At 67.6% G+C, this 21,651-nt stretch carries 24 protein-coding genes and 1 pseudogene; 18 read left to right on the top strand and 7 right to left on the bottom strand.

What is annotated here, in order from left to right; genetic code table 11:
* Positions 1-6: 6 nt before the first annotated feature.
* A complete protein-coding gene (locus MTY59_RS04470; protein WP_221044600.1) occupies positions 7-549 on the bottom strand; it encodes a DUF2505 domain-containing protein in 543 nt (180 codons plus the stop codon).
* 26 nt (positions 550-575) lie between these two features.
* Here MTY59_RS04470 and MTY59_RS04465 point away from each other — a divergent pair, with 26 nt between their 5' ends.
* On the top strand, positions 576-1,682 hold the full coding sequence (locus MTY59_RS04465; protein ID WP_221044599.1) for a UDP-N-acetylmuramate dehydrogenase: 1,107 nt from the start codon (positions 576-578) through the stop codon (positions 1,680-1,682).
* Between the two features lie 32 nt (positions 1,683-1,714).
* Complete coding sequence (locus tag MTY59_RS04460; protein WP_221046253.1) at positions 1,715-3,091, top strand: L,D-transpeptidase; 1,377 nt, start codon at positions 1,715-1,717, stop codon at positions 3,089-3,091.
* Here the strand turns inward: MTY59_RS04460 and MTY59_RS04455 are convergent.
* On the bottom strand, positions 3,075-3,824 hold the full coding sequence (locus MTY59_RS04455) for an SDR family NAD(P)-dependent oxidoreductase (RefSeq protein WP_221044598.1): 750 nt from the start codon (positions 3,822-3,824) through the stop codon (positions 3,075-3,077). The genes MTY59_RS04460 and MTY59_RS04455 overlap by 17 nt on opposite strands.
* Positions 3,825-4,052: 228 nt before the next feature.
* Here MTY59_RS04455 and MTY59_RS04450 point away from each other — a divergent pair, with 228 nt between their 5' ends.
* The 7 genes and pseudogenes from MTY59_RS04450 to regX all read left to right on the top strand — a co-directional run bounded on the left by MTY59_RS04450 (position 4,053) and on the right by regX (position 10,093).
* Positions 4,053-5,330 carry an ROK family protein gene (locus MTY59_RS04450; RefSeq protein ID WP_221046252.1) on the top strand — a complete coding sequence of 426 codons (1,278 nt, stop codon included), beginning with the start codon at positions 4,053-4,055 and terminating at the stop codon, positions 5,328-5,330.
* 58 nt (positions 5,331-5,388) lie between these two features.
* Positions 5,389-6,663: a D-inositol-3-phosphate glycosyltransferase gene (gene mshA, locus MTY59_RS04445; RefSeq protein WP_221044597.1), complete on the top strand. Its 1,275-nt coding sequence runs from the start codon at positions 5,389-5,391 to the stop codon at positions 6,661-6,663.
* Positions 6,664-6,678: 15 nt separating this feature from the next.
* A pseudogene (locus tag MTY59_RS27895) lies at positions 6,679-6,789 on the top strand (sirohydrochlorin chelatase); the annotation flags it as partial.
* Positions 6,737-7,261, top strand: a complete 525-nt coding sequence (locus MTY59_RS04440) for a type III secretion system chaperone family protein (protein ID WP_221044596.1) — start codon at positions 6,737-6,739, stop codon at positions 7,259-7,261. The pseudogene MTY59_RS27895 and the gene MTY59_RS04440, both read left to right, overlap by 53 nt.
* 25 nt (positions 7,262-7,286) lie before the next feature.
* Positions 7,287-8,036: a phosphoglyceromutase gene (locus MTY59_RS04435; RefSeq protein ID WP_221044595.1), complete on the top strand. Its 750-nt coding sequence runs from the start codon at positions 7,287-7,289 to the stop codon at positions 8,034-8,036.
* A gap of 153 nt (positions 8,037-8,189) precedes the next feature.
* Positions 8,190-9,413, top strand: a complete 1,224-nt coding sequence (locus MTY59_RS04430) for a sensor histidine kinase (protein ID WP_221044594.1) — start codon at positions 8,190-8,192, stop codon at positions 9,411-9,413.
* Positions 9,410-10,093 (top strand): two-component sensory transduction protein RegX, encoded by a 684-nt coding sequence (gene regX / locus MTY59_RS04425; RefSeq protein ID WP_064952683.1) that lies wholly within the window; start codon positions 9,410-9,412, stop codon positions 10,091-10,093. The genes MTY59_RS04430 and regX overlap by 4 nt, the downstream gene beginning before the upstream one ends.
* Before the next feature lie 17 nt (positions 10,094-10,110).
* On the opposite strand, the gene MTY59_RS04420 is transcribed toward regX, so the two are convergent.
* Positions 10,111-10,905, bottom strand: a complete 795-nt coding sequence (locus tag MTY59_RS04420) for a DUF3109 family protein (protein WP_221044593.1) — start codon at positions 10,903-10,905, stop codon at positions 10,111-10,113.
* Positions 10,906-11,024: 119 nt separating this feature from the next.
* Between MTY59_RS04420 and MTY59_RS04415 the strand changes: the two genes are divergently transcribed.
* The 9 genes from MTY59_RS04415 (at position 11,025) to MTY59_RS04375 (ending at position 18,538) form a co-directional block, all read left to right on the top strand.
* Complete coding sequence (locus MTY59_RS04415) at positions 11,025-12,041, top strand: Ppx/GppA family phosphatase (protein ID WP_221044592.1); 1,017 nt, start codon at positions 11,025-11,027, stop codon at positions 12,039-12,041.
* Positions 12,038-13,015, top strand: coding sequence for a hypothetical protein (locus MTY59_RS04410; protein ID WP_221044591.1), 978 nt, complete (start codon positions 12,038-12,040; stop codon positions 13,013-13,015). Before MTY59_RS04415 ends, MTY59_RS04410 begins: the two co-directional genes overlap by 4 nt.
* A gap of 15 nt (positions 13,016-13,030) precedes the next feature.
* Positions 13,031-13,873 (top strand): sugar phosphate isomerase/epimerase family protein, encoded by an 843-nt coding sequence (locus tag MTY59_RS04405; protein WP_221044590.1) that lies wholly within the window; start codon positions 13,031-13,033, stop codon positions 13,871-13,873.
* A gap of 26 nt (positions 13,874-13,899) precedes the next feature.
* A complete protein-coding gene (locus MTY59_RS04400) occupies positions 13,900-14,742 on the top strand; it encodes a thioesterase family protein (protein WP_221044589.1) in 843 nt (280 codons plus the stop codon).
* 27 nt (positions 14,743-14,769) lie between these two features.
* Entirely contained in the window at positions 14,770-15,645 is an 876-nt protein-coding gene (gene proC / locus MTY59_RS04395) for a pyrroline-5-carboxylate reductase (protein ID WP_221044588.1), read from the top strand.
* A 138-nt stretch (positions 15,646-15,783) separates the two neighbouring features.
* Positions 15,784-16,041, top strand: a complete 258-nt coding sequence (locus MTY59_RS04390) for a cell division/environmental response transcriptional regulator (RefSeq protein WP_040629292.1) — start codon at positions 15,784-15,786, stop codon at positions 16,039-16,041.
* Positions 16,042-16,187: 146 nt separating this feature from the next.
* Entirely contained in the window at positions 16,188-16,289 is a 102-nt protein-coding gene (locus MTY59_RS04385; RefSeq protein ID WP_003402602.1) for a 30S ribosomal protein bS22, read from the top strand.
* A gap of 51 nt (positions 16,290-16,340) precedes the next feature.
* A complete protein-coding gene (locus MTY59_RS04380; protein WP_221044587.1) occupies positions 16,341-17,468 on the top strand; it encodes an SDR family oxidoreductase in 1,128 nt (375 codons plus the stop codon).
* Positions 17,450-18,538 carry a lysophospholipid acyltransferase family protein gene (locus MTY59_RS04375; protein WP_221044586.1) on the top strand — a complete coding sequence of 363 codons (1,089 nt, stop codon included), beginning with the start codon at positions 17,450-17,452 and terminating at the stop codon, positions 18,536-18,538. Before MTY59_RS04380 ends, MTY59_RS04375 begins: the two co-directional genes overlap by 19 nt.
* 72 nt (positions 18,539-18,610) lie before the next feature.
* Here the strand turns inward: MTY59_RS04375 and MTY59_RS04370 are convergent, their stop codons facing one another.
* The 4 genes from MTY59_RS04370 to MTY59_RS04355 all read right to left on the bottom strand — a co-directional run bounded on the left by MTY59_RS04370 (position 18,611) and on the right by MTY59_RS04355 (position 21,614).
* Positions 18,611-19,540 (bottom strand): cyclopropane mycolic acid synthase family methyltransferase, encoded by a 930-nt coding sequence (locus MTY59_RS04370; protein WP_221044585.1) that lies wholly within the window; start codon positions 19,538-19,540, stop codon positions 18,611-18,613.
* A complete protein-coding gene (locus tag MTY59_RS04365; protein ID WP_221044584.1) occupies positions 19,541-20,062 on the bottom strand; it encodes an FAS1-like dehydratase domain-containing protein in 522 nt (173 codons plus the stop codon).
* Between the two features lie 43 nt (positions 20,063-20,105).
* Positions 20,106-21,014, bottom strand: coding sequence for an HAD family hydrolase (locus tag MTY59_RS04360; protein ID WP_221044583.1), 909 nt, complete (start codon positions 21,012-21,014; stop codon positions 20,106-20,108).
* A 384-nt stretch (positions 21,015-21,398) separates the two neighbouring features.
* A complete protein-coding gene (locus MTY59_RS04355; RefSeq protein ID WP_221044582.1) occupies positions 21,399-21,614 on the bottom strand; it encodes a hypothetical protein in 216 nt (71 codons plus the stop codon).
* Between the last annotated feature and the right edge of the window lie 37 nt (positions 21,615-21,651).

Raw genomic sequence — 21,651 nt, 5'->3', positions numbered from 1 at the left:
GCCAGCTTAGGCCCGGTCCGAAGCCTCAGGCCGATTTGCGATCCACTCCGTGGTGAAGCGCTGTTCCGCGGCGATCAGTTCGGCCAGCCGGGTGCCGATGATGTTCTCCAACTTCCCGCCGATGATCGGGACGCGCACCTGGACGGTGGCGCGAAACGTCAGCCGGCTACCGCCGGTCCCTTCGATGGGCTCCAGGACGGCGGTGCCGGTCAGGTTCACCGGCGCGTCCACGATCGAACCCACGACCGCCCCCGACGCGGCGCCGCCGGTGACCGGCCCCCACGTCTCCTCGCGCCGGATACGCAGGTCACCGTTGTGCAGCTGGGTGACCATCCCCGGCAGCTTGTCACTGCCGATCACCTGCAGCGTGACGACCTCGACGGTGTCGTCGGCCCCGGACTCGCCGCCGACCCGCATCGACTCCAGCGTGGCGACGTCGACCCCGGATCCGGCCAGCCTGGCCCGCCAGTAATTCGCATCGGTGAAGGCGCGGTGCACCTCGTCAACACTGCCGTCGTAATCGGCCGACAAGTCGAATGAACGCGGCATAGCAGGTCAGGCTACCGTTACGGGCCATGAATTCCAGCGGAGCCGGTTCGGAGTTCGCCGGCGCGCCGGTGACCGACGCCGCGCCGCTGGCGCCACTGACCACGCTGCGGGTCGGACCGACCGCACGCCGCCTGATCACCTGCACGACCAGCAAACAGGTAATCGCCACCCTGCGGCAGCTGGACGCCGAAACGCCCGACGGGCAACGCGACTCGATGCTGGTCTTCGCCGGCGGCTCCAATCTGGTGATCTCCGATGCCCTGACCGGCCTGACCGCGGTGCGGCTGGCCAATGCCGGCATCACCGTCGACGGCAACCTGGTCCGCGCCCAGGCGGGCGCGGTGTGGGACGACGTCGTGGTGACCGCCATCGAGCACGGTCTCGGCGGACTGGAATGCCTGTCCGGCATCCCGGGCTCGGCCGGGGCCACCCCGGTGCAGAACGTCGGGGCCTACGGCGCCGAAGTCTCCGACACCATCACCCGGGTGCGGGTGCTCGATCGCGGCAGTGGCGAAGTGCGCTGGGTGCCGGGCAGCGAGCTGGGATTCGGCTACCGCACCAGCGTGTTCAAACGCGGCGGCGTCGGTGGACTCGAAATCCCTTCTGTCGTCTTGGAAGTGGAGTTCGCGCTGGACGCGTCCGGGCGCAGCGCGCCGTTGCGCTACGGCGAGCTGGCGGCCGCGCTGAACGTGGCCGCCGGTGAGCGCGCCGACCCGCAAGCCGTCCGCGATGCCGTGCTGGCTCTGCGGGCGCGCAAGGGCATGGTGCTCGACCCGGCCGACCACGACACCTGGAGCGTGGGCTCGTTCTTCACCAACCCGGTGGTCACCCCGGACGTCTATGAGCGGCTGGCCGCATCCGTCGACGGGCCGGTCCCGAACTACCCGGCGCCGGACGGGGTCAAGCTGGCGGCCGGCTGGCTGGTGGAGCGGGCCGGCTTCGGCAAGGGTTATCCGGACCACGCGACCGCCCGTTGCCGGTTGTCCACCAAGCACGCGCTGGCGCTGACCAACCGCGGCGGAGCCGGCTCCGAAGACGTGATTGCGCTGGCCCGGACCATCCGCGACGGGGTGCAGGCTGTGTTTGGCATCACATTGGTCCCCGAACCCGTCCTGCTCGGCTGCAGGTTGTAGCCACAGAAATTGCCGACGCGCCCGCGGCGCCGATTTGTGGTGGCCGGACTGCCCGATTTTCCCCGGTATCTTTGATTTTCGTGACCCCGTCCAGCGCCCCGCGGCCGTTCAACCGGCGTGCGGCTTTGGCGACCCTCGGACTGGGTGTGCTCGTCCCCAACGTGCTGGCCGCCTGCGGCGGCACGACCGCGAAGCAGGCCGAGAAGAAAGAGCAGCCCGCCCCGCAGCTCAAGTACCAGCCCGCCAATGCGACCGAGAACGTGGTGCCGATCGCTCCGGTCAGCGTCGAGGTCAACGACGGCTGGTTCCAGCACGTCACGCTGTCGAACTCGTCGGGCAAGGCCGTCGCGGGCGCCTTCAACCAAGACCGCACCGTCTACACGACCTCCGAGCCGCTGGGCTACGACCAGACCTACACGTGGAGCGGCTCGGCCGTCGGGCACGACGGCAAGGCGATCCCCGTGGCGGGCAAGTTCGCCACGGTGTCGCCCACCAAGAAGATCGGCGGGGCATTCCAGCTCGCCGACGGCCAGACCGTCGGCGTCGCGGCGCCGATCATCATCCAGTTCGACGCGCCGATCAGCGACAAGGCCGCCGTCGAAAAGGCGCTGACCGTCACCACCAACCCGCCCGTCGAGGGCAGCTGGGCCTGGTTGCCCGACGAAGCGGCCGGTGCCCGAGCACACTGGCGCACTCGCGAGTACTACCCGGCGGGCACCACCGTCAACGTCGAGGCCAAGCTCTACGGCCTGCCGTTCGGCGACAGCGCCTACGGCGCCGATGACATCTCGCTGAACATCCAGATCGGTCGCCGGCAGGTGGTCAAGGCCGAGGTCACGTCGCACCGCATCCAGGTGATCCGGGACGAGGGCGTCATCATGGACTTTCCGTGCAGCTACGGCGAGGCCGACAAGGCGCGCAACGTCACCCGCAACGGCATCCACGTGGTCAGCGAGAAGTACGCGGACTTCTACATGTCCAACCCGGCCGCCGGTTACAGCCACGTGCACGAACGCTGGGCGGTGCGGATCTCCAACAACGGGGAGTTCATCCACGCCAACCCGGCGAGCTCCGGCGCCCAGGGCAACACCAACGTCACCAACGGCTGCATCAACCTGTCGACGGGCGACGCCGAGCAGTACTTCGAGTCGGCGATGTACGGTGACCCGGTCGAGGTGACCGGAAGCACCATCCAGCTCTCCTACTCCGACGGCGACCTCTGGGACTGGGCGGTGGACTGGGACACCTGGGTGGCCATGTCCGCGCTGCCGCCGCCGACCGCAGGCCCGCCGTCAACGCAGATCCCGGTCACCGCGCCGGTTACGCCGTCCAACGCGCCGACCCTGTCGGGCACCCCGACCACGACGACGTCACCGGCCGGCACCGGCCCGGCTACCCCTGGCGGTTAAACCGGGAGGTCGTGGCCTGGTCGCGGGGCTTCATCACGATCAAGTCCAGATCGACGTGCGACGGCCGCGACGCGACAAACCCGATCACCTCGGCCACATCGTCGGCCACCAGCGGCGTGATGCCGGTGTAGACGGCGTCCGCGCGGTCTTGGTCGCCGTCGAAGCGCACCAACGAGAATTCCGTTTCGACCGCGCCCGGGGCGATCTCCGTCAGCCGGACCGGCTTGCCCAGTAGCTCGCCGCGCAGCGTGCGATGCATCGCCCCCTGGGCGTGCTTGGCCGCCGTGTATCCGGCGCCGCCGTCGTAAACCTCAAGTGCCGCAACGGAAGTGACGGTGACGATCAGCCCGTCGCCGGAGTCGATCAGCTTGGGCAGCAACGCGCGGGTGACCCGCAGCGTGCCGATCACGTTGGTCTCCCACATCCACCGCCAGTGCTCGAGCTCGGCCTCGGCGACCGGCGCCAGGCCCCGGGCGCCGCCGGCGTTGTTGACCAGTACATCGACGCGGTCCAATTTGCTCGCCAATGTTTCGACCGACGCACCATCTGTGACATCGGCCACAATGGCGGTACCGCCGATTTCACTGGCCAGGGCCTCGATTCGGTCCGCTCGGCGCGCCACCGCGACGACGTGAAAGCCCTGCCCAGCCAGGTTGCGGGCGGTTGCTGCGCCGATCCCCGAGCTGGCCCCGGTGATTACTGCGACCCGCTTATTCCTGCCAGTTTTAACCATCGAAACAACCTTAATGAACGTGCTAGATTTTGCGTGTGCTTCTTATGTCCAACACCACCTCCACCGCGTGTCTGTGCGCGGCGGGTGCGTGTTGTTGCTGCGCACTTTGCCGCTCCTGACCCAGCCAGGTGTGGCCAAGACGGCCAGCAAAATTCGGACAAAAGGACGCTCGTGCGCACGAATACCCTCACCCATACCCATCTTTCGCCCAGCCGTGCCGTCGGGCACCTGCCTGGTCAAAAGGGCCACCGCTCGGTGCGCCGGCAAATTGTGCCGCCCGCGCTGAACATCCCCGACTCGGCGGCCGCCTCCGTCTTCCGGGCCGTGCGGTTGCGCGGCCCCGTCGGCCGTGACGTCATCGCCGGCGTCACCTCGCTGAGCATCGCCACGGTCAACCGCCAGGTCATCGCGCTGCTGGAAGCGGGCCTGCTGCGCGAGCGCGCCGACCTGGCCGTCTCCGGCGCCATCGGCCGCCCGCGCGTGCCGGTGGAGGTCAACCACGAGCCGTTCGTGACGCTCGGCGTCCACATCGGTGCGCGAACCACCAGCATCGTCGCCACCGACCTGTTCGGCCGCACCCTCGACACGGTCGAGACCCCGACACCGCGCAACCCGGCCGGCCCCGCGCTGGCGACGCTGGCCGACAGCGCCCGCCGCTACCTGCGCCGTTGGCACCGGCGGCGGCCGCTGTGGGTGGGATGCGCCATCGGGGGCACCGTCGACGGCGCCACCGGCCAGGTGGACCACCCGCGGCTGGGCTGGCGGCAGGCGCCGGTCGGACAGGTGCTGGCCGACGCGCTGGGCCTGCCGGTCTCGGTGGCCTCGCACGTCGACGCCATGGCCGGCGCCGAGCTGCTGCTGGGCATGCGGCGCTTCCTGCCCAGCTCGCCGACCAGCTTGTACGTCTACGCCCGCGAGACCGTGGGCTATGCGCTGGTGATCGGCGGGCGGGTGCACGTCCCGGCCAGCGGACCGGGCACCATCGCGACCCTGCCGGCCCACTCCGAGCTGCTCGGCGGCAGCGGTCAGCTGGAGTCGACCGTCAGTGACGAGGCCGTCGTGGCCGTCGCCCGCCAGCAACGCATCCTGCCGTTCGCCCCGGCGAACCGCGCCAACGGCTCCGCCACCGGCATCTCCGAGCTGCTGCGGGTGGCGCGGGCCGGCAACCAGCAGGCCAAGGACCTGCTCGCCGAGCGGGGCCGCGTGCTCGGCGAGGCAGTCGCGTTGCTGCGCGACATGCTCAACCCCGACGAGCTGGTGGTCGGCGGCCAGGCCTTCACCGAGTACCCCGAGGCGATGGAACAGGTGGAGGCGGCCTTCGCCGAACGCTCCGTGCTGGGGCCCCGCGACATCCGCCTCACCGCCTTCGGCAACCGGGTGCAGGAGGCCGGCGCGGGAACCGTCTCGCTGTCCGGGCTGTACGCCGACCCGCTGGGTGCGATGCGGCGCGCCGGGGCGCTGGATGCCCGGCTGCACGACGTGGCCCGCGACGAGTCGTCCGCCTGACGCCTTCGCGTCCAGCGCGCCTGGGCCGGCCGGCGAACCATCCTGTAAAGATGACAGGGTGCGGCACGATGAGGTTTTCCGGCTGAATGAACCGCGCCGGGTCGCCGTGTTGGCGGTCCACACCTCACCACTGGCCCAGCCCGGCACCGGCGACGCGGGCGGCATGAACGTCTATGTGCTGCAAACCGCGTTGCACCTGGCGCGGCGGGGCATCGAGGTGGAGATCTTCACGCGCGCGACCGCATCGGCCGACCCGCCGGTCGAGCGGGTGGCGCCCGGGGTGCTGGTCCGCAATGTGGTGGCGGGCCCGTTCGAAGGGCTGGACAAATACGACCTGCCCACCCAGCTGTGCGCGTTCGCGGCCGGGGTGTTGCGCGCCGAGGCATCGCACGAGCCGGGCTACTACGACATCGTGCACTCGCACTATTGGCTGTCCGGGCAGGTCGGTTGGCTGGCGCGGGACCGCTGGGCGGTGCCGCTGGTGCACACCGCGCACACCCTCGCCGCGGTCAAGAACGCAGCGCTGGCCGAGGGGGATTCGCCCGAGCCGCCGCTGCGCACCGTCGGCGAGCAGCAGGTCGTCGACGAGGCGGACCGGCTGATCGTCAACACCGACGACGAAGCCAGGCAACTGATCTCGATTCATCATGCCGACCCGGCGAGGATCGACGTGGTCCATCCCGGAGTGGATCTCGACGTCTTCGGCCCCGGCGACCGCAGGGCCGCCCGGGCCGCACTGGGGCTGCCGCTCGACGAAGACATCGTGGCGTTCGTCGGCCGGATCCAGCCGCTGAAGGCGCCCGACATCGTGCTGCGCGCCGCCGCGCAACTGCCCGGCGTGCGCATCGTGGTGGCCGGCGGGCCCTCGGGCAGCGGGCTGGCCTCCCCGGACGGACTGGTGCGGCTGGCCGACGAACTCGGTATCGCCGAGCGCGTGACGTTTTTGCCCCCGCAGTCGCGCCCGAACCTGGCCACGCTGTTCCAGGCCGCCAATCTGGTTGCGGTGCCCAGCTATTCGGAGTCCTTCGGTCTGGTCGCCCTCGAGGCCCAGGCGTGCGGGACGCCGGTTGCCGCGGCCGCGGTCGGCGGGCTGCCGGTGGCCGTCCGGGACGGCGTGACCGGCACGCTGGTGGCCGGGCACGACGTCGGGCAGTGGGCGGATGCGCTGGGCCGGCTGCTGCGGTTGCCCGCGCCGCAAGCCGAGGAGATGGGCCGCGCGGCCGCCGCGCATGCCGCCGCGTTCTCCTGGGACCACACCACCGACGCGCTGTTGGCCAGCTACCGGCGCGCGATCCGCGAATACACCGCCGAGCGCCGGGGCGTGGGCGCGTGACTCGCGCCGGCGACGATGCAGAGCGAAGCGATGAGGTGGGGGCACCTCCCGCTTGCGGGGGAGAGCGGCGCTCGTGAGCCCAGCGGTGGAGCGCGTGATCGAGGACGCCCTGCAGGCCAGCGGGCTGAACTACTCGAAACACGCTGGCGCACATGGTGGTCTGTCGGGACTGGTGGTGGAACTGCCCGGCGAGCGCAAGCTCAAGACCAACACCATCCTGAGCGTCGGCGAGCATTCGGTGCGGGTCGAGGCGTTCGTGTGCCGCAAGCCCGACGAGAACCACGAAGGCGTCTACCGCTTCATGCTCAAACGCAACCGCCGCCTCTACGGCGTGGCCTACACGCTGGACAACGTCGGGGACATCTATCTGGTGGGCCGCATGTCGCTTGCCTCGGTGGACGCCGACGAACTCGACCGGGTGCTCGGGCAGGTGCTCGAAGCGGTGGATTCGGACTTCAATACGTTGCTGGAGTTGGGTTTTCGTTCGTCGATCCAGAAAGAGTGGGAGTGGCGGGTGTCCCGCGGTGAGTCGCTGAAGAACCTGGAGGCCTTCGCCCACCTGATCGACGACGACGACGATGACGCCGACGACCGCTGAATGACTGCGTGAGAGACTAACCGGCATGGGTGACACCGCCACGCTGGTACTGCTTCGCCACGGCGAAAGCGAATGGAACTCGCTGAACCTCTTCACCGGATGGGTCGACGTCGGCCTCACCGAGAAGGGCCGGACCGAGGCCGTGCGCAGCGGTGAGTTGTTGACCGAGAACAATCTGCTGCCCGACATCCTCTACACCTCGCTGCTGCGCCGGGCCATCTCAACCGCGCACCTGGCGCTGGACGCCGCCGACCGGCTGTGGATTCCGGTGCGGCGCACCTGGCGGCTCAACGAGCGTCATTACGGGGCGCTGCAGGGGCTGGACAAGGCCGAGACGAAGGCCCGCTACGGCGAGGACCAGTTCATGGCCTGGCGGCGCAGCTATGACACGCCGCCCCCGCCCATCGAGAAGGGCAGCGAGTTCAGCCAGGACACCGATCCCCGGTACGCCGACATCGGCGGCGGCCCGCTGACCGAGTGCCTGGCCGATGTGGTCGTGCGCTTCCTGCCGTATTTCACCGACGTCATCGTCCCGGACCTGCGAAGCGGCAAGACGGTGCTGATCGTGGCGCACGGCAACTCGCTGCGGGCCCTGGTCAAGCACCTCGACCAGGTGTCCGACGACGAGATCGCCGGACTGAACATCCCGACCGGCATCCCGCTGCGCTACGACCTGGACACTGACCTGCGGCCCTTGGTGCCCGGCGGCACCTATCTGGACCCGGAGGCGGCCGCCGCGGGCGCCGCCGCGGTTGCCAGCCAGGGCAGCGGCTGACGCCGGCGCGCCCGCCCGTTCGGCGAGACATAGGCCATTTGGCCAAACATCGCGTGAACGGGAGCGGAACACCTGTGGCGCAAGATGTGACTTGTCCGATTTTGGCCTCGTTCCGCTAGGGCAGCGTTCAGGAAGATTTGTAGGATTTGCTATGTGACTGTGTTCTCGGCGCTGTTGCTGGCCGGGGTTTTGTCCGCGCTTGCGCTGGCCGCGGGTGTGCTGGTCGGAATCCGGCTGTCACCGCGGGCGGTGCAGCGCCGCCAGCGGGTCGAGTGGACCGGGATAACCGTCGCGCAGATGTTGCAACGCATCGTGGCGCTGATGCCGCTGGGCGCGGCGGTGGTGGACGTCCATCGCGACGTCGTCTACCTCAATGACCGGGCCAAGGAGTTGGGCCTGGTGCGCGACCGTCAGCTCGACGACCAGGCCTGGCAGGCGGCACAGCAGGCCCTGACCGGCGTCGACGTCGAATTCGACCTGAGGCCGACGAAACGGTCGGGCGGCCGGTCCGGGCTCTCGGTGCACGGGCAAGCCCGGTTGCTCAGCGAAGAAGACCGCCGGTTCGCCGTGGTGTTCGCCCACGATCAGTCCGACTACGCGCGGATGGAAGCGACCCGGCGCGACTTCGTGGCCAACGTCAGCCACGAACTCAAGACCCCGGTCGGCGCCATGGCGTTGCTCGCCGAGGCCCTGCTGGCCTCGTCCGACGACTCCGAAACCGTGCGGCGGTTCGCCGAGAAGGTGCTCGTCGAAGCCAACCGGCTGGGCGACATGGTCGCCGAGCTGATCGAGCTGTCCCGGCTACAGGGCGCCGAACGTCTGCCCAACGTCATCGAGGTCGACGTCGATCAGGTTGTGGGCGAAGCGATTTCGCGCCACAAGGTGGCAGCTGACAACGCCGATATCGAGGTTCGTACGGACGCGCCCAGCGGTCTGCGGGTGTTGGGCGACGAGACGCTGCTGGTCACCGCCCTGGCCAACCTGGTGTCCAACGCCATCGCCTATTCGCCGCCGGGTTCGCCGGTGTCGATCAGCCGCCGCCGGCGCGGCGAGAACATCGAGATCGCGGTGACCGACCGCGGCATCGGAATCGCCCTGGAAGACCAGGAGCGGGTTTTCGAGCGGTTCTTCCGAGGGGACAAGGCGCGCTCGCGCGCCACCGGCGGCAGCGGGCTGGGCCTGGCCATCGTCAAGCACGTCGCGGCCAACCACAACGGCAGCATCGGCGTGTGGAGCAAACCCGGGACCGGATCGACATTCACTCTTTCCATTCCCGCTGCCGTGGAGTCTGATCAAGACCATGACGAATCCGAGCAAGCACCGGGTCGCGACGTGCGGCCCAACCGCTCACAACGAGAGGAAGAACTAAGTCGATGACCAGTGTGCTGATCGTGGAGGACGAGGAGTCGCTGGCAGATCCGCTGGCCTTCCTGCTCCGCAAGGAGGGTTTCGAGGCCACCGTGGTGACCGACGGTTCGGCCGCACTGGCCGAGTTCGATCGGGGCGGCGCCGACATCGTGCTGCTCGACCTGATGCTGCCCGGAATGTCGGGTACCGACGTCTGCAAGCAGCTGCGTGCGCGTTCCAGCGTGCCGGTGATCATGGTCACCGCCCGGGACAGCGAGATCGACAAGGTCGTGGGCCTCGAACTCGGCGCCGACGACTATGTGACCAAGCCGTATTCGGCGCGCGAGTTGATCGCGCGGATCCGGGCGGTGTTGCGCCGCGGCGGTGACGACGATTCCGAGATCAGCGATGGCGTCCTCGAATCCGGTCCGGTGCGGATGGACGTGGAACGCCACGTCGTCTCGGTCAATGGCGACACGATCACCTTGCCGCTCAAGGAGTTTGACCTTCTCGAGTATCTGATGCGCAACAGTGGCCGGGTGCTGACCCGCGGACAGTTGATCGACCGGGTGTGGGGTGCCGACTACGTCGGCGACACCAAGACGCTGGACGTGCACGTCAAGCGGCTGCGGTCCAAGATCGAATCCGACCCGGCCAACCCGGTGCACCTGGTGACGGTACGGGGGCTGGGCTACAAGCTCGAAGGCTAGCCCGACGGCTCACCCGGCTACTCGGCGATGCGAGTCGCCGGGTGCACCGCGATAAGCCCTAACTTGCTGCGGCGCTTGCACATTGCGGCCAGCTCCGAATACGCCTTCGTGCCCAGCAGCTCGGTGAGTTCGTCGGCCAGGCTTTCCCACACCTGCTTGGCGCCGACATGGGCGGCCGGATCGCCGGTGCAGTACCAGTGCAGGTCGGCTCCGCCGGAACCCCAACCGCGGCGGTCGTATTCGGTGACCCAGGTCTTGAGGATCTCGGTGCCGTCGGGCCGCGTCACCCACTCCTGGCTGCGACGGATCGGCAACTGCCAGCAGACATCCGGCTTCATGGTCAGCGGTGGCACGCCCAGCTTGAGGGCCTTGCTGTGCAGCGCGCAGCCGACGCCGCCCGCGAAGCCCGGCCGATTCAGGAAGATGCACGCGTCTTTGTGCTTGCGGGTGCGGTACTGCGGTTGACCGTCATGCTCGTCGAGCTCGAGATAACCCTTGCGGCCCAACCCTTTTTCGCGAAATTGCCAGTCGGCGTCCGTTAGCTTTTTCACCGCGTCGTCCAGGCGGGCGCGGTCGTCGTCGTCGGACAGGAACGCACCGTGCGAGCAGCACCCGTCGTCCGGGCGGCCCTGGACCGTGCCCCGGCAGGCCGGGGTGCCGAACACACACGTCCACCGGGAGAGCAGCCAGGTCAGATCGGCCGCGATCAGGTGCTCGGGGTTGTCGGGGTCGTAGAACTCCACCCATTCGCGGGCGAAATCCAGCTCGACCTCTTGTCCCGGTTCCAGGTGCGAATTGCCCACCCAGTCCACGTTAGACCACGATCCGGCCCATCCGAGCAGCTGACACTCGGGGTCCGTATGGCGGCGATCACGGCGGGTTAACCGGGTCGCGCAAAGCACCGCGCCCGAAGCTTCGTTAGGTTGTTTACGTGCGATTGGGCGTTCTCGACGTAGGCAGCAACACGGTGCATCTGCTGGTGGTGGATGCCCACCGCGGTGGTCATCCGACGCCGATGAGTTCGACGAAAGCCACCCTGCGTCTGGCCGAGGCCACCGACAGCGCCGGAAAGATCACCAAACGCGGTGCCGAGAAGCTGATCTCCACGATCGACGAATTCGCCAAGATCGCCGACAGTTCGGGCTGCGAGGAGCTGATGGCCTTCGCCACATCCGCGGTCCGTGACGCCGGCAACTCCGAGGACGTGCTGAGCCGGGTCCGCAAGGAGACCGGCGTCGAACTGCGGGTGCTGACCGGGGTCGACGAGTCGCGACTTACCTTCCTGGCGGTGCGCCGGTGGTACGGCTGGAGCGCGGGCCGCATCATCAACCTGGACATCGGCGGCGGCTCGCTGGAGATGTCCAGCGGCCTGGACGAGGAACCCGAGGTCGCGTTGTCACTGCCGCTGGGCGCCGGCCGGCTCACCCGTGAGTGGCTGCCCGACGATCCGCCCGGCCGGCGCCGGGTGGCGATGCTGCGGGACTGGCTGGACGCCGAACTCGCCGAATCCAGCGTGAACATTTTGGAGGCGGGTAGTCCCGACCTGACGGTGGCGACTTCGAAGACTTTCCGCTCGCTGGCCCGGCTCACCGGTGCGGCGCCGTCGGGCGCCGGACCGCGGGTCAAGCGGACGCTTACAGCAAACGGCCTCAGGCAACTCATATCTTTCATCTCTAGGATGACGACCGCTGACCGGGCAGAACTGGAAGGAGTGAGCGCCGAACGGGCACCGCAGATCGTTGCGGGTGCTCTGGTGGCCGAGGCAAGCATGCGAGCGCTGTCGATCGAATCGGTGGATATTTGCCCGTGGGCATTACGGGAAGGTCTCATCTTGCGCAAACTCGACAGCGAAGCCGACGGATCGGCCCTCATGGAGCCTTCGGTGCGTAATGCTGGAGGCCAGGTAGTTGATCGGAATCAGAACCGATCGAGAGGCGACAAACCATGACCGGACCGCACTCCGAGACCGAGAGCCCCGGCACTCGGCCCATCTCGGTTGCCGAATTGCTGGCAAGAAACGGAACCATCGGCGCCCCGGCGGTCACCCGGCGGCGTCGCCGCCGGCGCGGCGACAGCGACTCGGTAACCGTCGCCGAACTGACCGGCGACCTCCCGGTGATCCGCGATGACGACGACGAACCCGCGCGCAACGCCAACGAAGCCACCGACACGATCGACGCAGTCGATGCGGCCCCGTCCGCCGAGCCCGCCGCCGAGCCGGTAACCAAAGCCGAGCCCAAGGCGCCCTACTGGTCCGAGCCCGAGCCGCGCTGGCCCAAGTCACCGCCGCAGCCCAAGCGCGCGCCGGGGCCCGAACGCAGCGAATACCCGCGGCCGTTGCCCGAAGCCGGCCCCTCCGGCTCGTCCGCCAATGGCACCGGCCAGGCCGGCTCGGGGGCCGAGGACATGAGCTTCGACCCGCTGGACCACTACGCCGACTTCCCGGTGGACGTCATGGACTCCGAAGTGCGCGAGGCGGAACCGGCGCTGGAGGACTCCGCCTACGTGCGCTCCTTCCTACGATCCGGGGACGACGAGGACGACGAGGACGGCTCGGGGCCGCTGCGGGCCGGAGTGCTTCGCGGCCACGAGCACCTCGATCTCGAGGACCGGCACGCGGACGCGGGCTCTGATGCCCATCCGGAGCACGGCAGATTCGACGCGGTGTGGCGCGGCGGCGTGGTCGTGCTGCAGTCGATGCTGGCCGTCGCGTTCGGCGGCGGGCTGTTCGTGGCCTTCGACCAGCTGTGGCGCTGGAACAGCCTGGTGGCGCTGGTGCTATCGGTGCTGGTCATCCTGGGCCTGGTGGCCGGGGTGCGGGTGGTCCGCAAGACCGAGGACATCGCCAGCACGTTGATCGCGGTCGCGGTGGGTGCGCTGATCACCCTGGGACCCTTGGCGCTGTCGTTGCAATCGGGCTAAGCGGCACCGTAGACAGTGCGCCCCGCCATCAAAGTCGGCCTTTCCACGGCTTCGGTGTACCCGTTGCGGGCCGAGGCGGCCTTCGAGTACGCGGCCCGGCTCGGCTACGACGGCGTGGAGCTGATGGTGTGGGCCGAGTCGGTCAGCCAGGACGTCGCCGCCGTCAAGAAGCTGTCTGAGCGCTATCGCATGCCCGTGTTATCCGTGCACGCGCCCTGCCTGCTGATCTCGCAGCGGGTGTGGGGCGCCAACCCGATCCCCAAGCTGGATCGCAGCGTGCGCGCCGCCGAGCAGCTGGGCGCCCAGACCGTGGTGGTGCACCCGCCGTTCCGCTGGCAGCGGCGCTACGCCGAGGGTTTCTCCGAGCAGGTGGCGAAGCTGGAAGCGTCCAGCGACGTGATGATCGCGGTGGAGAACATGTTCCCTTTTCGGGCGGACCGGTTGTTCGGGTCCGGCCAGTCACTGGAACGGATGCGCAAACGCGGCGGCGGGCCCGGCCCGGCGATTTCGGCGTTCGCGCCCTCCTACGACCCGCTCGACGGCAACCACGCCCACTACACGCTGGACCTGTCCCACACCGCAACCGCGGGCACCGACTCGCTGGACATGGCCGAGCGGATGGGAGCGGGGCTCGTGCATCTGCACCTGTGCGACGGCAACGGTCTGCCCGCCGACGAGCACCTGGTGCCCGGGCGCGGCACGCAACCCGCCGCGGAGGTATGCCAGATGCTGGCCGGCAGCCACTTCGCCGGGCACGTCATCCTGGAGGTGTCGACGTCCAGCGCGCGTTCCGCCGACGAGCGCGAAGACATGCTCGCCGAATCGCTGCAGTTTGCCCGCACGCATCTGCTGCGCTGACCAAGCCAGGAGAACATCCAAACAACATGAGTGCGCTATTCACCACCGCAATGACGCTGCGGGAGGCCGGTTCAGGCGTCTTTGAGGGCGAGCTCGACAAGCGCTGGACCATCGGTCCCAAGGTGCACGGCGGCGCGATGCTGGCGCTCTGCGCCAACGCCGCCCGCACCGCCTGCGGTGGCCAGTCCGACGGCCTCGAGCCGGCCCAGCAGCCGGTCGCCGTGTCGGCGAGCTTCCTGTGGGCGCCCGACCCCGGTCAGGTGCAGTTGGTGACCTCGATCCGCAAGCGTGGCCGCCGGATCAGCGTCGTCGACGTCGAGCTCAACCAGGGCGACCGGACCGCGGTGCACGCCGTGGTGAACCTCGGCGAGCCCGAGCGCTTTCCGCCCGACGGCGCGGTGCGACCACTCCTGTCGGCCAACCTGGTGTTGGACCTCATGGCTCCCGAGCCGCCCGACGACCTCGAGCCCATTGGGCCGGGTCATCCGCTGGCCGGCCTCGTGCACCTGGGGGAGGGTTGCGACGTGCGGCCGGTGCTGTCGACGATGGCGCCGCGCAGCGACGGGCGCCCGCCGGTGATCCAGATGTGGGCGCGCCCCCGCGGCGTGGCCCCGGACGCCCTGTTTGCCCTCATGTGCGGCGATCTGTCCGCGCCGGTGACCTTCGCCGTGGACCGCACCGGCTGGGCGCCCACGATCCAGCTCACGGCGTTTCTGCGGGGCCTGCCGGCCGACGGTTGGCTGCGGATCGTCGCGACCTGCACCGAGATCGGGCACGACTGGTTCGACGAGGACCACACCGTCGTCGACAGCCTGGGCCGCCTGGTGGTGCAGGCCCGTCAATTGGCATTGGTCCCTGCCGCTCGCTAGGGCGCGGTGTCTGCGATGCTGTCCGGCATGGCAAGAATCGCGATCATCGGTGGTGGCAGCATCGGGGAGGCACTGCTGTCGGGTCTGCTGCGGGCCGGCCGGCAGGTCAAGGACCTGGTGGTGGTCGAGCGGGTTCCCGAGCGCGCCAAGTATCTGGCGGACACGTATTCGGTGCTGATCACTTCGGTGTCCGATGCGGTGGAGAACGCGTCGTTCGTCGTGGTCGCGGTCAAGCCGGCCGACGTCGAGCCGGTGATGGCCGAGATCGCCCGTGCGGCCGGCGCCGCCGAGAGCGACACCGCCGAGCAGGTCTTCGTCACCGTCGCGGCCGGGATCACCATCACCTACTTCGAGTCGAAGCTTCCGGCCGGGACGCCGGTGGTGCGGGCCATGCCGAACGCGGCGGCCCTGGTCGGCGCCGGGGTCACGGCCCTGGCCAAGGGCAGGTTCGTCACCGCTCCGCAGCTCGAAGGCGTCTCGGCCCTGTTCGACTCCGTCGGCGGCGTGCTGAGCGTCCCGGAGGGCCAGATGGACGCCGTCACCGCGCTGTCGGGCTCCGGACCCGCATATTTCTTCCTGCTGGTCGAGGCCCTGGTCGACGCCGGCGTCGCCGCGGGTCTGAGCCGTGAGGTGGCCGCCGACCTGACCGCGCAGACCATGGCGGGCTCGGCCGCGATGCTGCTCGAGCGCATGGACGCCGATCGGCAGTTGGGTCAGGCCGAGGCCCCCGGCCTGCGGGTGGACGCCACGGCGACGCAGCTGAGGGCGACGGTGACCTCGCCCGGCGGTACCACCGCGGCGGGCCTGCGTGAGCTGGAACGGGGGGGCCTGCGAGCGGCGGTCGACGCGGCCGTTCAGGCCGCCAAAATGCGCTCTGAGCAGCTAAGAATTACATCAGAGTAATCCAAGTTTTTTGAACTGATTGTCCCCCACCAGTACCAGTAACCCCATTAGTCCCGCTATTCTCCTTGTGTAAGCACGTGTGGGTGCCAGCGGAGGGGAAGCCGCTGGCATGCGCGTGCCTGACACGATTGGGTTGCGATGACGTCTAGTAACGGGCCATCAGCGCGAGATGCTGCAGGTAAGCCACGGGACGCCAGTTCCGTTGACAGCCAGCAGGGCAGGACGCAGTTCCTCACCGTCGCCGAGGTAGCGGCGTTGATGCGGGTCTCCAAGATGACGGTGTATCGGCTGGTGCATAACGGCGAGCTGCCCGCGGTCCGGGTGGGCCGGTCCTTCCGGGTGCACGCCAAGGCCGTCCACGACATGCTGGAGACGTCCTACTTCGACGCCGGCTGACCTGAAACGGTGCCGCTCGCGGGCGGCACCCAGGCTCCGCGGTTACGCGGCGATCGGTCGACGCCGGTTTGGTGTTCGATGCGTTCCGCCAGGTAAAGTGTCCGGGTCCAATCTTTGAAGCAGGTCACGGTCAGATAGCGGAGTTCATGGGTTCAGTAATCAAGAAGCGGCGCAAGCGTATGTCGAAGAAGAAGCACCGCAAGCTGCTGCGTCGCACCCGGGTGCAGCGCAGAAAACTCGGTAAGTAACCCCGCCCGCGGCGTAGTGCCGCGATGTCGCCCGGCCGCTAGGCTGTCCGGGTGGATCCGTCGAATGGGGAGAGCACCGGGCCGGGTGACACCGCAGGCAACACCGTGCATTACCCCAAGGTCGTGCTGGTTACCGGTGCCTGCCGGTTTCTGGGTGGCTACCTGACGGCTCGGCTCGCGCAGAACCCGATGATCAAAGGGGTCATCGCGGTCGATGCAATAGCCCCGAGCAAGGACATGCTGCGCCGGATGGGGCGCGCCGAGTTCGTCCGGGCTGACATCCGTAATCCCTTCATAGCCAAGGTGATTCGCAACGGCGACGTCGACACGGTGGTGCATGCGGCGGCGGCGTCCTACGCGCCGCGATCCGGTGGCACCGCGGCGTTGAAAGAGATCAACGTGATGGGCGCGATGCAGCTGTTCGCGGCCTGCCAGAAGGCGCCCTCGGTGCGCCGGGTGGTGCTCAAGTCGACGTCGGAGGTGTACGGCTCGAGCGCGCACGATCCGGTGATGTTCACCGAGGACAGCACCAGTCGCCGGCCATTCCGCAATGGTTTCGCCAAGGACAGCCTCGACATCGAGGCCTACGCGCGCGGTTTGGGACGGCGCAGGCCGGACATCGCGGTGACGATTCTGCGGCTGGGCAACATGACCGGCCCGGCGATGGACACCACGTTGTCGCGTTATCTGGCAGGGCCTTTGGTGCCGACCATGTTCGGCCGCGACGCACGACTGCAACTGCTGCACGAGCAGGATGCGCTGGGTGCGCTGGAGCGTGCGGCGATGGCCGGCAAGGCGGGAACGTTCAACATCGCCGCCGATGGCATCATCATGCTGTCGCAGGCGATCCGGCGGGCTGGCCGGATTCCTTTGCCGGTACCGGGTTTCGGTGTGTGGGCCCTGGATTCGTTACGGCGCGCAAACCGTTACAACGAGATCAGTCGTGATCAGTTTGATTACTTGAGTTATGGCCGAGTCATGGATACGAGTCGGATGCGATCAGAACTTGGCTTTCAGCCGAAATGGTCGACGGCGGAAGCGTTTGACGACTACATTCGCGGCCGCCACCTGACTCCCATAATCGACCCACATCGGGTACGCTCCTTGGAAGGTCGCGCCATATCCCTGGCTCAGCGCTGGGGTAGCCGAAATCCAATTCCGTGGGGTGGGGTCAGGTAGGTATCGTGGCGGGTGAATCCAGAGCGAATGTCATTCCACTGCACACTAATCGGGGTCGGGTAGCGGCTCGTCGGAGAGCCGACCAAAGAGCAGAGTCATCTCGCCAGCATCCTTCGTTACTGTCCGATCCGAACGGCCGTGCGTCGGCCGAGCAGATCGCCGCGGTGGTCCGCGAAATCGACGAGCACCGCCGCGCCGCGGGGTCATCGTCCGCCGACGCACCGCTGAACGATTTCGCACAGCGCGTCGCCTCGGTTGCCCAATTCCTCCGCGAGCGGATCACCGGCGACTACAGCGTCGACGAGTTCGGCTTCGACCCGCACTTCAACAGTGCAATCGTTCGTCCGTTGCTGCGGGTGTTCTTCCGGTCCTGGTTCCGGGTCGAGGTGAGCGGGATCGAGAACCTGCCGGATGACGGCGCCGGGCTGGTGGTCGCCAACCACGCCGGCGTGCTGCCGTTCGACGGGTTGATGTTGTCGGTGGCCGTCCACGACGAGCATCCCGCGCAGCGGGACATGCGGCTGCTGGCCGCCGACATGGTGTTCGATCTGCCGGTCGTGGGGGAGGCCGCCCGCAAGGCCGGCCACACCATGGCCTGCACGACGGACGCGCACCGGTTGCTCGCCGCCGGCGAGCTCACCGCCGTGTTCCCGGAGGGCTACAAGGGGCTGGGCAAGCGGTTCGAGGACCGCTACCGGCTGCAGCGGTTCGGCCGTGGCGGATTCGTCACCGCGGCGCTGCGGACCAAGGCGCCGATCATCCCCTGCTCGATCATCGGGTCCGAGGAGATCTACCCGATGCTGACCGACGTCAAGCTGCTGGCAAGGCTGTTCGGGCTGCCGTACTTCCCGATCACGCCGCTGTTCCCGCTGGCCGGGCCCGTGGGTCTGGTGCCGCTGCCGTCGAAATGGCACATCGCCTTCGGTGAGCCGATCTACACCGACGACTACGCGGCCTCCGACGCCGACGACCCGATGGTCACCTTCGAGCTGACCGACCAGGTGCGCGAGACCATCCAGCAGACGCTGTACCGGTTGCTCGCCGGCCGTCGCAACGTCTTCTTCGGCTGATCCGGCCGGGCCGCGCAAAAGGAAACGCCACCGCGGAAATCCGCGGTGGCGTTTGACCTTTGAAGACGTTGACTACTTGACCATCGTGAACTGGCAGACGTTGGTGTAGCCGTCGCGGAACAGGTCGGAGCAGCCCCGCAAGTACTTCAGGTAGATGTCGTAGGTCTCCTGCCCCTTCAGGGCGATCGCCTCGTCCTTGTGTGCCTCCAGCGCATCCCCCCAGGCCGTCAGCGTCGGAACGTAATTCTTGCCGATGAAGTGGTGGCGCTCGATCTTGAAACCCGCGTCGGTCGCGTACTTGTCGACCAGGTTGACCTGGGGCAGCTTTCCGCCCGGGTAGATCTCCTTCAGGATGAAACTGATGAACCGCAGCAGGGTCATATTGACCTGCAAGCCCATCGCTTTGCCCTCCTCGGCGGTGGGCACCACGATGCTGTGCAGCAACATCCGACCGTCGTCGGGCAACTGGTCGTAGTACTTCTTGAAGAACGTGGCGTACCGCTCGTACCCGGCGTCGCCGGCGCCGTCGGCGAAGTGCTCGAACGCACCCAGCGACACGATGCGGTCGATCGGTACGTCGCCGGGGAATTCCTCCCAGCCCTGGATCCGCACCTCTTTACGGCGGGGGCTGTCCATTTTGTCGAACTCCGCCACGCAGTGGGCGTATTGGTTCTCGCTGAGCGTCAGGCCGATGACGTTGACGTCGTACTCGGCGACGGCGTGCCGCATGGTCGAGCCCCAGCCGCTGCCAATGTCCAGCAGCGTCATGCCGGGCTCGAGGTTCAGCTTGTCCAGCGCGAGCTTGCGCTTGGCGTACTGCGCCTCCTCCAGCGTCTTGGTCAGATTCTGCGGGTCGGGGTTTTCGTCGAAGTAACCGCAGCTGTAGGTCATCGACGGGTCAAGCCAGAGCTTGAAGAACTCGTTCGATTTGTCGTAGTGCGACCGGACCTTCTCGACCGGCGGCTTCAGTTGCGTGCTTCCCGTGTCCCCGTGTGCAGACATTTACAACGCCCCTAACTTTCCTGCGGATATGGATGCCACTGCCGCGGCGGTAGCCTCGACGTCCTCTTGATTTGAAGACTCTCCCAGCATTGTGACGACACTCGTGACGATCGGCTTTCCATCGGCGTCGGTCACTTCGCTGCGGATCTCGGCCAGCACGGTGCCGTGGGACTCAATCACCGAGTCGAGATAGGTGTCGAAGTACAGCCTATCGTGGGCCAGGATCGGCCGGTGGAACTTGAATTTCTGGTCGCGGTGAATGACCCGGGCGATGTTGATCGGAATGCTGAACTTGGTGAAAATCTCCAGCTGCACGCGGCGCCCAGCGATCGCGAGGAACGTCAGCGGCGCCACCATGTCCGGATACCCGGCATTTTGGGATTCACTCTCGTCGAAGTGGGCCGGGTGGTCGTCCTTGATCGCCAGCGCGAACTCACGGATCTTCTCGCGACCGACCTCGAAGTAGTCCGGTGCGCGGTAATGGCTGCCGATGAGTCCTTCGGCTTCCTTGGGGACTGTCATGGCGTATGCCCTCCGCTCATTTGTGTCTCAGCGGCGCAGCCTATCAGCGTGATTGCCGCCGCGAGGCCAGCGCAGCCAGGGCGCCACCGGCCGCGCCCAGCGCCAACGCCGACGGCACCCCGATCCGGGCCGCTTTGCGCGCGGTGCGGAAGTCGCGAATCTCCCAACCGCGCTCGCGGGCCAGGGCGCGCAGGCGGGCGTCGGGATTGATGGCGACCGCCGTGCCCACCAGCGACAGCATGGGCACGTCGTTGAAGCTGTCCGAATATGCGGTGCAGCGTTTCAGGTTGAGCCCCTCGCGAATTGCCAGCGATCGCACCGCGTGCGCCTTACCGGTGCCGTGCAAGATGTCGCCGACCAGCCTGCCGGTGAAGACGCCGTCCACCGATTCCGCGACCGTGCCCAGCGCGCCGGTCAGGCCGAGCCGGCGCGCGATGGTCGCGGCGAGCTCGTAGGGCGTGGCGGTGATCAGCCACACCTGCTGGCCGGCGTCCAGATGCATCTGCGTGAGCTCGCGGGTGCCGGGCCAGATCTTGTCGGCGATGATCTCGTCGTAGATCTCCTCGCCCAGGGCGACCAGTTGTTCGACCGATCGGCCCTCGATGAAGGCGAGCGCCTTGCGCCGGCCGGCGGCGACGTCGTTGCTATTTTCCGTCCCGAGAATCTGGAACTTGGCCTGCGCGTAGATGAATCCGACCACATCGCGATAGGTGAAGTAGTTGCGGCTGGCCAGTCCGCGCCCGAAATGCACTGCCGACGAGCCCTGCACGAGCGTGTTGTCCACGTCGAAGAAGGCGGCGGCGGTCAGGTCGATGGGGGGTTGCGGGCGGTCGTCCGAGGCGGCGGCTTCCTGCATGCCCTCGATCGCGCGGGCGGCGCTGGCGTCCGCGGCCAGCGACTCCGGGTCGACGTAACCGGATTGGTCCGCGTTGACCGGGTCAGAGGAAGTCATCGTCAAACCTCCTAGATCGCTGTGTTGCCCGGCGACCCAGTGGGTGCCCGATCTCCAACCCTATCGGGCAGATGGCGGGCGGGCGTCGACGTGTCCGGGGCTGCTCGAGTGTGACGCTGGAGGCACAACGCATTCGGATTTAGTGACTGGACGGCTCAGTCGGTCGAGGCGCGGCAGACAAGGGTTCGTCCGTGGACTTTTGCGACGTGTTAACTGGGCGCTGGGCCCGCGACAGTCAACGACTCTCCGTCAGGTGCTGCGACCGACTGGGCGGAGTTGATGACCCGATAACGGGAATACATGCCGAGCAGTTAGAAGGGAAAAACCCGCGAGAGCGAAGAGGTTCTCGCTTACCGACCTAGGCCGCCGACGCTGAATGCAAGTCTAAGCTTTCTTGTTTGGATCGTATTCAGTACCAGAGATATCATCCCAAAACTTTGGCGAAACATTTGTTTTGCGGTCTTCTGGCGCAACAGCGTCGACTTTGGCCTGAAATTCGTCGAAGCCCCGCCGTGCGCGCGCCAATTCTTCTTCTGTCGGCACGGTAACGCCCGCTTCTTCTGGTGTCGAAAATGTCTTACCTGCAATCTTTTTACTCATTTGGAACTCCCGTCGTGATCTAGAAGGTGCGAGCGAA

Source organism: Mycobacterium senriense (genome assembly GCF_019668465.1).
GTDB classification, from domain to species: Bacteria; Actinomycetota; Actinomycetes; order Mycobacteriales; family Mycobacteriaceae; genus Mycobacterium; species Mycobacterium senriense.
Note: the sequence above shows the minus strand (reverse complement) of the source record. Positions and strands in the feature narration are given on the sequence as shown.